The organism is Klebsiella sp. 64 (genome assembly GCF_018223915.1).
In the GTDB taxonomy this organism is placed as follows: domain Bacteria; phylum Pseudomonadota; class Gammaproteobacteria; order Enterobacterales; family Enterobacteriaceae; genus Klebsiella; species Klebsiella pneumoniae.
In genome coordinates this window covers 1-12798 of the sequence record NZ_JAGRQZ010000060.1, presented here as the reverse complement: position 1 = coordinate 12798, position 12798 = coordinate 1, and the positions used below count along the sequence as shown (strand labels likewise).

The 12798-nt window shown below is 48.0% G+C and carries 8 protein-coding genes and 8 pseudogenes; 9 read left to right on the top strand and 7 right to left on the bottom strand.

Annotated features, from left to right (window positions below; translation table 11 throughout):
- The first annotated feature begins 780 nt into the window (after positions 1-780).
- A complete protein-coding gene (locus tag KHQ23_RS25995) occupies positions 781-969 on the top strand; it encodes a hypothetical protein (RefSeq protein WP_023329006.1) in 189 nt (62 codons plus the stop codon).
- A 181-nt stretch (positions 970-1150) separates the two neighbouring features.
- Here KHQ23_RS25995 and KHQ23_RS25990 read toward each other — a convergent pair whose 3' ends face one another.
- From KHQ23_RS25990 to KHQ23_RS25965, 6 genes and pseudogenes are all read right to left on the bottom strand, one after another.
- On the bottom strand, positions 1151-1621 hold the full coding sequence (locus KHQ23_RS25990; RefSeq protein WP_023329005.1) for an RES family NAD+ phosphorylase: 471 nt from the start codon (positions 1619-1621) through the stop codon (positions 1151-1153).
- A complete protein-coding gene (locus KHQ23_RS25985) occupies positions 1618-2061 on the bottom strand; it encodes an antitoxin Xre/MbcA/ParS toxin-binding domain-containing protein (protein WP_023329004.1) in 444 nt (147 codons plus the stop codon). Before KHQ23_RS25985 ends, KHQ23_RS25990 begins: the two co-directional genes overlap by 4 nt.
- A gap of 121 nt (positions 2062-2182) precedes the next feature.
- Positions 2183-2915 (bottom strand): annotated as a pseudogene (locus KHQ23_RS25980) (DUF4113 domain-containing protein); the annotation flags it as partial.
- 115 nt (positions 2916-3030) lie between these two features.
- On the bottom strand, positions 3031-4026 hold the full coding sequence (locus tag KHQ23_RS25975; protein ID WP_023329002.1) for a DUF2891 domain-containing protein: 996 nt from the start codon (positions 4024-4026) through the stop codon (positions 3031-3033).
- A gap of 9 nt (positions 4027-4035) precedes the next feature.
- Positions 4036-5022: pseudogene (locus KHQ23_RS25970) on the bottom strand (DUF979 domain-containing protein).
- Positions 5019-5740, bottom strand: a pseudogene (locus KHQ23_RS25965) (DUF969 domain-containing protein). Before KHQ23_RS25965 ends, KHQ23_RS25970 begins: the two co-directional pseudogenes overlap by 4 nt.
- Before the next feature lie 198 nt (positions 5741-5938).
- Here KHQ23_RS25965 and KHQ23_RS25960 point away from each other — a divergent pair.
- Positions 5939-6169, top strand: a pseudogene (locus KHQ23_RS25960) (hypothetical protein); the annotation flags it as partial.
- Positions 6170-7814: 1645 nt separating this feature from the next.
- Here the strand turns inward: KHQ23_RS25960 and KHQ23_RS26450 are convergent.
- Entirely contained in the window at positions 7815-8084 is a 270-nt protein-coding gene (locus KHQ23_RS26450) for a hypothetical protein (protein ID WP_004117878.1), read from the bottom strand.
- Positions 8085-8676: 592 nt separating this feature from the next.
- On the opposite strand from KHQ23_RS26450, the gene mobI reads away from it, so the two are divergent.
- The 7 genes and pseudogenes from mobI to KHQ23_RS25920 form a co-directional block, all read left to right on the top strand.
- Positions 8677-9126, top strand: a complete 450-nt coding sequence (mobI, locus tag KHQ23_RS25950) for a conjugative transfer protein MobI(A/C) (RefSeq protein ID WP_224451382.1) — start codon at positions 8677-8679, stop codon at positions 9124-9126.
- A gap of 13 nt (positions 9127-9139) precedes the next feature.
- Positions 9140-9928 (top strand): hypothetical protein, encoded by a 789-nt coding sequence (locus KHQ23_RS25945; RefSeq protein WP_048289771.1) that lies wholly within the window; start codon positions 9140-9142, stop codon positions 9926-9928.
- Positions 9929-10317: 389 nt separating this feature from the next.
- A pseudogene (locus tag KHQ23_RS26445) lies at positions 10318-10761 on the top strand (TraI domain-containing protein); the annotation flags it as partial.
- A 238-nt stretch (positions 10762-10999) separates the two neighbouring features.
- Positions 11000-11283: pseudogene (locus KHQ23_RS25935) on the top strand (IS3 family transposase); the annotation flags it as partial.
- A gap of 151 nt (positions 11284-11434) precedes the next feature.
- Complete coding sequence (locus KHQ23_RS25930; protein WP_017146611.1) at positions 11435-11734, top strand: hypothetical protein; 300 nt, start codon at positions 11435-11437, stop codon at positions 11732-11734.
- A 59-nt stretch (positions 11735-11793) separates the two neighbouring features.
- A pseudogene (locus KHQ23_RS25925) lies at positions 11794-12030 on the top strand (putative holin); the annotation flags it as partial.
- A gap of 275 nt (positions 12031-12305) precedes the next feature.
- Positions 12306-12677, top strand: a pseudogene (locus KHQ23_RS25920) (GntR family transcriptional regulator); the annotation flags it as partial.
- Positions 12678-12798 lie beyond the last annotated feature (121 nt).

Below are 12798 nucleotides of genomic sequence, written 5' to 3'. Positions count from 1 at the left end.
GTCCAGGAAAACATCCGCAGCCCCAAAGGGGACATTACAGCCTAGTGTTAACAATAGCCTTTTTCTCCTTGCCTTACGGCAGCTAAGAGGCTACGCTCTGTTGGTGTCTAGTCAAGCAGATGGCCTCGTGTGGTTGGTTAATGAAAATTAACGTCCTACGGGGCTTTCTTCTTTCTGCCTCACAACAACAAAACACTCAAATATCATGAGGCAAAAAGCCTCAAGCGCCGACACCATTATACCCTGTTCACTCCCATCCCCCCCAGGGGCAATAAGATGGTAAGCAGATAATTTTTAAGATTATTTTCGCCGAGTATATGCCATACACCCCGGCATTTTCTGGAGTTCAGTCATGAATTTTCCCTCTGTCAGCAGGCTCCGGTTACCACTTCTGCGCCGCCCAATGTAACGGTTCTGTGCAGACGCAATGCAGTGCCAGGACAACCCCCTTGTTCGCCAGCTGCGCCCATGTCTGATGTTAACGAAACAACTCAGCTACCTGTTTGAAGATTTACGCCAAAATAGAGGTGTACGCCTATGACAAAATTCTCCAGGCAATATCAGATATCAGTAGCGTCATGTTCGAAAGAGATTTTTAAAGTAGCTATTCCTGATTGTATTTCTTTGAAAATTTAATGAAGGTAAAGTTATTTAGCAAATTGACGCTCCACTAGAATAGGTTATTATTACTTACAAGCGCTCTGAACTATTAGCAATTTTACAGGCTCAACTATGCCTGTAAAAATATCTTTGCATCGGTATTGTTTTAAGGAATCAATTATGACACTCACTGCATATTACCAATTAAGAAATACAAAGTCCTCAGGTCTTGGTTTCGAATTGCTGACCAGTGAGCCGGGAGCCTTTATTGTGCTGGAAGAATGCAGTTATGAGAAACCGTATGAATTGCCCGTTATGGGCATAACGGGAGTGCAGGCGATCGTTCGACTGCGTTCAGCTGCACGATGAATAAAGCCAGTAGCCTGCATAATTACATTGGAGCAAAGCTGGATTACAACGTTTATGAAGAAACTGCCTGAATCATCCTGTAATAGCTGTGTGTAGTCTTTGCCCGCCGCTGGCGGGCTTTTATTATGTGGCACCGGACAGGAGCGCCAGGCATCATGACAGCGCCCTCTCCTCCTTTGCTTCACTTCCTGTCAGGTTTAAGACGACTATCAAACCGGAACGGTATCTGTTGAGCCATCTGCACGATCCCGTAAAAATCAGAGTGCTCAGGATTTAACAGATAATTGAACTCTACCGGAGATAAGGCTGAGGGAACACGCAGTGCAACCGAGCTCCTGGTAAATGACCAGGCATCTCCGTAATCAGCCAGTTCCTGAGGCGCATCCTCATCAGCCCAGTTGGCCGGTAATTCATCCATATTTGCGCTTTGGATCAATTCATCAGGCACATCGATACTCAGTAGCGTGAAAGAGTCCATTATCTGTGCCGCATGCAGGTGTACCAGCGTCTCCAGCATCGTTAGTGATGCCGTTTCGGAGACATATACCATTGACACCCCCACGCTATTCCAGCGCCCACCAGCCTCTTTCGCACCATATCCGGTCCAGGCCGTAGAAAGATTCTTTGTTTTCGTCAGCCTGTAGAGGATCACGAGTACACCCCATGCTCCAGACGCGTAATCAGCTTAATGACCTCATATGCTCCCGTCTCGGATGCTATCAGGTCTGCTGGCACTTTCCAGCTCAATGCCCGGTTAGGTTCGTTCAACCACTTCAGTGCGGCTTCCTTATCGCCTTCAAACAAATCTACCGCCCGATCAATGACGCGGATAATACGTACCAGTCGTTCACTTTGTTCCGGGTTAAAACGTGCCTTCACACTGCGGCTAAATGTGGTCGACGGGATACCGGACATTTTTCTCAGGTCATTTTGGGTTATTCTGGCCCAGTCAGTGATCCGGTTCGCCACCTTCCCGTCCAGGCCTTCATTGATTTGACCCAGCAGCGCTACGCTATCAGCATTATTTAACCCGGCAACCTGCCAGAGGCGCTGTGGTCTGGCTGGAGTTGAGGACAAACTAAATGTTTTCATAGCAAACCTCCATTTGGTCCTTTCATTATGCCCAAATGGCAATAACAGAGCAAATATCAACCACCAGCAGACGAACGGAATTTCTCCTGATTGCGATGCCTCAGAGTGTAGCGATCGGTATCTAGTCCCTCCTCGGTGTGTAGGCTGGAGAGAGCATATCTCTCTTCATTGACCACGCCGGTGCGATGCCCCGACCGGCAAACCATACTTTCCTTTGCCTGAGTTGTTTATCGTATCCAGTACGTTCATGAGCGCGTCACTGTTTGCATACGACCTCCCTTCATCAAATAACGGTAGCTGGGTAACTCCGCAGTGACGGAAATCGTTGAGCATGACACCCGCCTTTGCATAGTTATGTCCGTCTTTCCAGATTTTATCCAGAACCCGGCCCACCGCCACGATAATGTCCCACGTTTCACGTGACGGAATGCAGAGCTGTTCGCTGGAGACTTTGCTGTAATAGGGTTCATGTTTTGAAAAAGGCGAGGTTTTTATGAAAGCTGACACCTGACCGCAGTACTGACGTTCCTGACGCAATTTTTCCGCAGCACGTTCAGCATACTGGCAAATTGCCTGCCGCATGGATTCATACGTTGTTATACGCTGCCCAAAGCTTCTGCTGCATATTATCTGTTGTTTTTGTGGTGGAGCATCCTCCAAGTCGATACAACTTTCCCCCGTAGTTCCCTCACTGTTCGTTCAAGAACTACGGTGAAGTTTCATCTTATGAATACAGGATTTGCCCTAGCCAGCTCTAGCGTAGTGGTTATGCCCATTGCATGAAGCTTGCTTGTGGTTCGTCCCCCCACATCTCCTCTAGCCGTCATCACCTCAACGGGGTCGGTGCTGTTTAAACTGAGCAGGCTGCACCCTGTGGTGAGGGCATCAGCCTGAAAAGCACAATATATTCATATACATTGTAGGCCGGATGAGCGCAGAGTAACCCGGCAAGAAAGACGGCTCAATTATTTACTCCAGCGCCAGCAACGCAAAGCTCGCCAGCCAGTGCCAGCCGCTGTAGTGGCTGCCCACCACATGCTCGACGCTCACCGTCAGGTGTTTCGCCACCGCATCACTTAGCACCTGCTGCGCCGGATGGTTGACCGGAAGCGCTTTCGCAATGTGCTTCATGCACCAGGCACGGCTGAGATTTAATCCGTCGAGATGGGCAATTTTCGGATCGGTACGATCGCTCACCTCCGCCGGGTTCATAAGTTCCGCAACGGAGCCGACATCCGGCAAAAACGCGTCAAACCAGGCGGAAAAGTCCGCCGACACCTTGCTCATCAATAACGCTTCCGTCAAGGCGCCGGAAATATACTCATCGCCGCCGGGTTCGTAGTGGGCCGGATAGCGCGTGTCGGCAAGATAAAACCGCTCTGCAGAGGACAGAATAGCCTGCTCAAGCGCGCTATCTTCTACAGCTCGGGCATAATCTAGCGCCAGAGCTAGAGCAAACGCTGTGTTGTAGTGCGTCCCCACGCGGATCGGATAGGTGAGTTTAGCAAGGTAATCCACCAGCCGGTTGCGAATATACTGGGTAAGCGGCTCCAACGTCTGATACCAGCCTGCGGCCTGCGACAGCGACGACTGTTTCATTTCCTGGGCCAGCGCCAGCAGCCAGCCGTAACCATACGGCCGCTCAAACGAGTCGCGGAACGGTGCGGTGAAATAGGCCAGCTCATTCGCCACGTTCTCTTTGGTCAGGTGTTGGTCGAAAAGCTCAACGATCGCCTTCTGGCACGGTAAGTGGGGATAAAGACGCACGCAGCGCAGCAGCAGCCAGTAGCCGTGTACCGCCGAATGCCAGTCAAAACAACCGTAAAAAATCGGGTGCAGTTCACGAGGCAGCAGCACGTCGCCATCATCATTAAGTAGGTGCATGATGTGGTTCGGGTATTCCAAGCGCAAATAGGTCAAAGGAATGCGGGCAAACGCGTCAGCCTTATCTTGCGTTAATTCCATGACAGCTCCTTAGCGAAACACGAGGAAATACATTAAGAACACGTTCACCACCAGCAGGGTTAACGCGGTCGGGAGTTGGATTTTGATCACCTGATATTTGTCCTTCAGCTCCAGCAGAGCGGCGGGAACGATGTTGAAGTTTGCGGCCATTGGCGTCATCAGCGTGCCGCAATAGCCCGCGTACATGCCAAACGCTAACAGAGGCGCCGGATTCACGTGATGAACGTTGATCAGAAACGGCAACGCGATACCGGCACTTAATACCGGAAAGGCCGCAAACGCATTGCCCATGATCATGGTGAACAGTGCCATCCCCACGCAGTAAATGATCACCAGCATGAAGCGGTTATCCGGGTTCACAAACAGGCTCACTACCTTTTGCACCGAGTCGCCCGTGTTTGCCACCATAAAGACCCCGCCAAGCATGGCCAGCATCTGCGGAAGGATCACCGCCCAGCCGATAGTATCGACAAGACGACGAGACTGACGAACAGCATGCAGCGGCGTTCCTTTGGTAAGCCACCAGCCGGTGAGGATCGCCGCAACGCAGGCAACGGAAAGCGCCGCCAGGGTGAGCTGTTTTTGATCGAGCAGGAACACGCCGCCGATCGACACCCCTTTCAGGAACAGGGTGCCGATAACCGTCACCATCGGGATCATCAGCGCAGGCAGGAACAGTCAGTTCTTGAGTATATTCGAAGAGGCAACTCGCGCCTCCTCGGTGGACATTTTATAGTACCCTATCCCGACTAGGCTAAATCCCGCCAGCAGGGCGATAGCGATGACGCCGCCGCCGATGATGCGGTACGCCAAGGATTTACCGAGTTCCTGTACCATCAGGTCGCCAAACAGGAAGATCCCGCCAAACAAAAACCAGAACAACGCGGTTGTAAAACGCTTTGGATTGGCGCGATCGCGAAGGGTCATGACAACCAGCAGCATCACGACAAAACCAATCAGGTAATACACACGGTTAATGGTGATAAGCGTCATCATTGTGTGGGCTCCTGCATCCTCTGCTCTGCTCGCCATTCCATGATGTCTCGACGGATGCTGGCATCGAGGCTCAGCAGGCGCGTAATATGAATAATTAATGCCGCAATGGCGGTTGGAATGGCCCACAGGCCGATATGCAGCGGTTCGATACCCTGAATGCCGTTCTCTTTCAGAAACGCGTCAATTAGCAGCACTGCGCCAAAAGCAATAAAGATATCTTCTCCGAAGAAAACTGCGATGTTGTCACACGCGGCGGCATGGGCTTTGATTTTGTCGCGAATGTGCTGTGGGACTTCGCCGTATTCGTTCAGCGCCGCTCCTTCGGCCATCGGGCCAGCAGCGGACGCACCGTCTGGACATGGCCGCCCAACGATATCAGCCCCAGCCCGGCCGTGGCTTAACGCGCAACAAAATAAAGCATCAGAATACGCGCCGAAGTGGCACTAGCGATCTTCGCCACCCAGGCCTGGGCGAGTTCCTTAAGCCCGTAATACTCCAGCAGACCAATGACCGGTAGGATCAGAATGAAGGTGGCCAGCGAACGGCTGTTCACGAACTTCTCACCGAAGGTTTCCAGCAGCATGCCGAAATCCATACCGACCAGCAAACCCGTCGCCAGCCCCGCTACCACGACCACCAGCAGCGGGTTGAAGCGCAATGCAAAACCAATAACCACGATCGGTATCCCGATCAGCGGCAACAGTGGAGTACCGTCCATAACGTTTACCCTATCGAAAGTGAGCGTTGCGCGCCGGCGGCTATTTTTTTAATTTGCGGCGAGCGATGTTGTGTTTTTCGTCAGGTTTGGTAAACCTGCGCTAAAAAGCTACATCTTTACCTCAACAACATGCATACAAATTATCAATAAAATATTCTTATTTTATTGATAATTTTACATTCATTGCTAAGGATCGTTATGACTTCAGAAAAGAGTGCTAACACCCATCACGACGATATCAACGACGGCCGGATCGTTTCCTCCCGCCATCTGGTGTCGGATCGCTGCGCGGAGCTGTCGGAGCTGGAATATGCGCTAATTATGACCAGCAACGCATTCAACAAATGGATGGTGCGCTGCATGACCGCAGCGGGTGAACCTGACATGGGCGCCTTTGACGTCTCCCTGCTACATCATATGAACCACCGCATTTCCTCAACTCTCGCCTTACGGTCAGGTTTTTATCATCTGGAGAAAACGGGATGGGCCCAAAAGGTATTCGGCCAGACGGATGCTGACAGCATCAGGACTGGCTGAAAACATAGCGCCCAGCTCTTTTTCAAACCTGATTTTCTCGAATGGACATGTAGTCATTTTTAACGGTGGAAGTGCCTGAACAAGTTTCAGGATACAATCAGGAAATGGTTTTTAAGGTCTCCAGTTTTTGACTCTGTACGAACGTCAAGCAGGAGTAAATAAGAGGCACAACGGACATGAAGGTCCGGAGAAACCGTACGCAAGCGGTTATGGATGCTGTCTGAAAGATGAAATAAACTTCTCATCTGACGGCTTCGTTATTTCCGTCGATAAAAAGTGATATGGCAGATGATACTTGCGGTGTGTAAAGCTGATTTCCCATGTATTCTTAATTATTTTTATTCAAAGGGAACAACGGACTGAGAATAACGCATAATAGCAACTTGTCATTTCTTTGCACTGCATGTTGGGCAGGAATAATACCTGTCCGGTGCATGATTGAAGGGCTTTTTACATGGCAGGAAATAGTCTTTATAGTCAGCTTCCGGTATCCCGCCGAGAATTTCAACAGCCCTATTGACTTTGGGTGAGTAGTATGCCAGCGTATACCCGCATTTATTAAAAAATCAACAATTATATTAAAGTACATTTCTCTTATTGATTCTGTAGGGTTTTACGTGTCATATCCGAAAATGTGAATAGTATTGTTCACAACGACACTTTAGAGTAACATGGCGTATTTTTCACCGAGCCATTTGCCTACCCTTTCTTTGTAGTTACCCCTTTTATCTACTCCAAACCATCGACAACTTTACGACCACGCAGAACTATTATGGGATATTTATTGGCATCAAACTCCACTAACTTTATTGCACTTATCAGACTATTTAACTAGCTTACTTCGCTCTTTTTTAAGCCCATTACCCGCATTCTCCTTAACGTATATCTTGTCCTGTTCTGTCGACCAGCAGGAAAAACCACTTCATGTTTTCAGAAAACTTAATTTTAGCGAAGCATGCTCGGACACTGTTATTCTCCAACCTGAATTAACCTTAATCAAATTACGATATCAAGGATGTGAAGTCTGTTAAACTATATAACATCCAGACATCGCCAAAATAATTTAAGCTTCTCATGTGAATCTTTAAGAGAAAATTCTAACCGTAAGTTTCCCATATTTCCCATGAGGATGAAACCTTCCAGAACATCAGCCATAATCTCGTAACCTCATGCATATACTTTGTGATCACGTCGTCCGGTATCATAGGTTATAAACCGGGGAAAGAGAACCACATTTGTCACCTCCACAAAGGCGGACATTTCTGTATCGAGGAGCATATGAAAGCGTCATTAGACAGGGCCAAATAAGCCCTAACATAAGCTGGTTTAAATCTGGCCAGATTCCATAGATTGACCAGGAAATTCATCTGTATAGAGACGATGTTTTTCCTTAATAACTCAAGATCGACGGGCTTATAAACAGACTGCTTCCCGCTCAATAATTCGCATGGCTCATTTGGTTTCATCTCGGTACTGTTAAAAGGTCTGCCGTACGTTTCAAACTTCAGTAACTGAGAGTCATCCAGGATTAATTTTATTAACTCACCCCATAAAACAGGCTTCCCGTTGACACGGGAACTAGCAGGCTGCCTGGCCTGGCTTCTGACAGGGCAATTCTATTTAGACGCGCATCAGTGGCAGGATGGAAAAACCGCTCCAGCAGGTTCTCCGGTATATAGCGGTAGTCGGACGCGAGATCACGAGGCAACACACTGAGTAGTTTTTTTTGACTCCGTATCAACTGCAACTCCGAGCGGAGAAACGCCTTAATGACCGTGTCAGTCTGTACGTTGGGTTGTACGTCCATACGCTCTCCAGAGTACTTTTAAATCGCGCTACATACGGTTACTAAAGGTCTGTTATTATATCAAAGCCATCTCAGAGATACTACCAAAAAAAACAAGCACTAATATTATTAGATACTAAATTATAAAAAAGCCCTGTCCTTTTACCTTGTACTGGTACTTATAACATTAGGCACTTTTTATAGAAACTGCAAAGTTTTGCTCGGTTTCATTAGTACCTTTTCATCAAAAAAGTACTAATGAGGATAGATTTTCATTAGTACTTTTTCCTGTGAAAGGTACTAATGGCAGGACTGGACGCCTACACTTTCATTAGTACTTTTTTTGCAAATAGTTACTTATGTATAAGGGTACCTATTACTGGTTCGCAAAAAAGTTGCTTTTCCCATCTCCACGGTTGCGTGGAGTGGTTTTCCGGGGATGGAACGCACACCGTGCGGGCCACAGGCAGAGGTTATTGGACGAGCTCACAAGAAAGTTATTTTTTTGCCAACGACATGAGCACAAAAAAAATTTAAAAAAAATGCAAACACCCTTGTTAGTTTAGAGAACTCTTTCTGGATTCCTGTAGTCTGTGTTGCTGGAGGAGTTGATATGAACCCGATAATTACGGCACATCATGAAATCGTTATCGAGAACTCGGTTCGCTATATCGAGTTACTGAAATCAGAGGCATCAAAAATTCTGGATGAATACTGGGAGGCCTGGAAGGCGCGGAATCAACTGATATCCCAGACCTCGTATGCAAACGGGGGAAGATTTATATCCGGTCGTTTTGCTCCTGTGCTGAGAAAGGTTGGATCGTCGCAAAAGCTGACAATTGTATGGAAAGATTTTTCGCCCAGGTTCAAAAACAAAATTAAACATCATGGCGTGGTTGTTAAACCTAAACTCATAGGTTACAGCGTTAGTTGTTTTAAAAATACCCTGGACTGGGAACTGGAGATGATCCAGGAAACAGAAAAAAAATTAAACCAATCCGTGAACTACTCGCGGAATACCATCAACGAAAACTGGCCGACATCAAAAGACTGGAAAAACTGAAGAGGTTAATATAATGGCTGGCAACGCATCCCCAAAAACTGAACCGCGTAATCAACGAAACGCTGTAAATAACCTTCCTTTAGGGATGGTCATTTCAAAATTAAAGCCACTTTCAAGTGATTTCTATACACACTTTCATAAAAAAAACAGAGCCTGCCTGCGCCAGTTTAACGCCATCTCCAATGCAATTTATAATATTTTCCGCCTGGTAGAAGGTGACCAGGCGACAAGCACTAAAGTTCAGAAATGGCTCTCCGGTGTTTACGATGAACTGTCGGGTAATGTAAATACCCTCAATGAGCAGATTGACAAAAATGTCGCCAGACTACTTCTGGATGATTCATCATACGAAGGGTTTGACTATGGTATATTTGAAATTCGCTGGAACCACCCATTGTTCTATAAATTGCTGGATATTATCCAGACCGCCAACGTCCTGACTCGTCAGGCACACCAGTTGTGGTTATGCGGTCAGATATCACAACAGGTTCATGACCGAATTATCTTGCAACTCCTGAGCTCACTGCAGGTTGCTATGGACAAGATTACTAAAATACTGAACGTTGAAAATCGTGTGAATGGAAAATACGACATATTACCATTCATCCAGAGTATTAAGCGGTTTAAATCGGTGGAACTTTATATTGCCAGTCTCGAACCGAAGGCCCTTGCTCAGTCCGGTTACATTGACATTTCAGCTGATACTGGCAGTGAGCAGACATTAAAACCAGAGGAAGTGGCAGGCTCTGGCAAGCCATCTGACAAAACACAATCTTCTGCCACTCCTGTTTCGGCACAATAACTCACAGGTTGATATGAGTATTATATCTGGGCTTTTTTTTTAAAATCAGGGACTCCCTCTTTGGAGTGTATGACCACGACATTATCTTTGATACAGATGATGAGTACGATATCCCGCACACGCCTATCAAGGATGTGCAAATATACCGTGATTATCCAAGTAATCCTGTGTGTATAACGTTATTTTCAGAGTATGCGATTTTATCCGTACATGCAAACCGGTTACAGTAAATCAATAGGTATATCGGTCTGCCAAATTCAGACCTGAGTGAGAAGGCCTGTACCTTCACTAATCTGGTCATTAAGCCATTGATGTAATATACATGCTGGCTACATCTTTTACCTGCGTCTGAAAACCATCACCATGCCGGTACAGGGGAACTACTAACAAACAGTTTAGAGACGGCTTTCCTCGCTTTAAAATTTGCGTACAGCACTGAATTACTCCCCATTGGTCTACAGGATGAAGAACAGATCCGAAAAGGTCATTATCTTTATGCAGCCTTTATTTGTTGGCTTTTACATGACGCCGGCAAGATATTTGATGTCGACGTTATTTCCTCCACCCCGGACGTTAAAATCACATGGAGTCCACTCTCATCCAGTCTGATGGGCTGGGCAAAGTCAAACCGTATTTTTTCCTATGAAGTTATATTGCTTAAAAGGCAGGCTAACGAGCATTCCGTGCGGGCACCTGTATTCCTTGAACGCTGCTTAAACGATACGTGCCTTAATTATTTGAGCGACGTAATCAAGGAACGGTTGTACGATAAAATGCTGTCGGCATTAGGTAATTGTACAATCAGTGATGATTTTATTTCTCGATGCATGTGAACGGCCGACTGGCATTCCACCGGCGCCGATACCAGCTATCGGTATGATAAACAATTCGCTATTCGGGCATCAGATACTAATGCCCGAGCCATAGCGATTCTGAAAGACAATATCAATACTCTTAATATCAATATCAATATCAATACTCTTAATATCAATGGTTTCAACTCATCGTCAGTACGCCATGATAGAAACTCAAAGCCTCAGGTAGATATTATGATTATTGTTGGCTCTGTTTACATCTCAGGGCAGCCAGTACGGCAGTGACGACTGGCACCGCTTCTGCGGGCCAATAACCTGGCACCGAGCATGAACAAGCGTGGCAACTGCCAGGATAATGCGGTGGCCGAATTGTTCTTCAGTTCACTGAAAAAATAACGCATTAGTAAGAGAATATACAAAAACCGGGATCTGGCCCGGGCGGATGTCTTCGATTACATTGAAGTGTTCTACAATCGGGCCCGGCGCCACAGTCACCCCGGCGGCGTCAGTCCGGAGGCCTTCGAACAGGCCTCGTCGTGAGGACAGAATTTGTCTACAGGCATGGGGTCAGTCCACTTGTTGCCCTTGGGTTAGTGGCTAGCCTATCAGCTATTAATCTGGTGTTGGGGCTCCCCTGAGGGCTCGACTTCACTTCGATCTGGCACGTCAATTTGTAGAGATCGAGAAGGCGATGATGAAAACCGAACCCGCGGAGGAAAACATTGCTGAGATCACAGATAAGCGCCTGACCATCGGAATGGATGAACCTCCAGTTCTCCGTGTACTGGATGCGTTGTGTTATAACGAGAAGCGTCGAGCTATGAACTATCCCAATTCAGAAATGGTTAACATCGGCTGGTTCCAGCGTAAGATGGCTCCTTTTATTAACGTTCACAGCGATCACTTCAACAACAGAATTAACCTTCAGGAAGCCCGATATCTGTCGGGCTTTTTTCTACCCGGGAGCAAATTACTCTGCACCCCATTCTGACACACACTATCTCCTGATCTATTCAGCCCACGGGCACATTCATCTTCAGGAGTCACCTCATGTTGTTACTTCACGAGGTCCGTCACCAGCGGCTGCGCAACAGGATCATTCTTGCCGTTGCGCTGCTGGCCGCTATCGCCTCCATTTCGCCCGAACAGCTCGGCATCACGCTATACAAGCTGTCTCTGGTTTCCATAGCTGCCATTCTCGGCTACCACCCTGATCGAGCACTGTTTCCTTACGCCAGCCCGGGGAGCTATCTGATAGAAGATTGGAAAGAGAACCTCGGCAAGCCGGTGCCAGTGAGCCGCAATGAGCCTGAATACCCCGTTGCAACGGGCTATGAGCTGATTTGCCGCCGTTCTGCTGCGATGTGCACCGATTGTCGCGGCGATCTGCTTCGGCGTGACGATGGGGCTCTAACGATGATCCGACTCGCGCAGTCTCTCATCCTGCTTAGCCTGCTGAGTGGTTGTCACCCGTTCTTCGCTGCCAGCATTCAGGTTGAGGCCCGGCAATACCAGCGCGAGCTGACCCGCAATGCACGCGCTGTCTGGGGGCTTAATGCCCCAGTACCATCCCTTCAACCCAGCAGGAGGTCTGTAATTTTTTGCGAAGGCCATTACCACCGCCAGGTACGGCGGATGCTGCAGATCTATCAGCGTAATATGGAGATCTACGCCTGCTGGCTGCAGGAGTTTTTCCCCTGCGGCATCTGTGTTAGCCGCCCGAAAGGCTGCTTTATGTTATGGTTCGAGCTACCGGAGCAGGTGGATATGGTTTGCGTCGCGAAGCAGTTGTGCCGGCTGAAGATCTTGGTCGCGTCAGGATCGCTGTTTTCGGCATCCGGGGAGTATCGAGCAACTGCGCCCTGCCGCCAATCGAGAAGCATAAAGAGTTGATGGTGGAGCTGGGGGAAGGGGTGATGGTCGCGATGGAGTGATTTTTCGCTGAAGCTGTATTCACCGGAGTAATGGGTTTATTACCCTACCCCAGCTCGTTGCTAAATAGCTGCGCGGAATAGTAGATCACTGAAAGGGAACTCAGCCCGGATTGTGCGATCT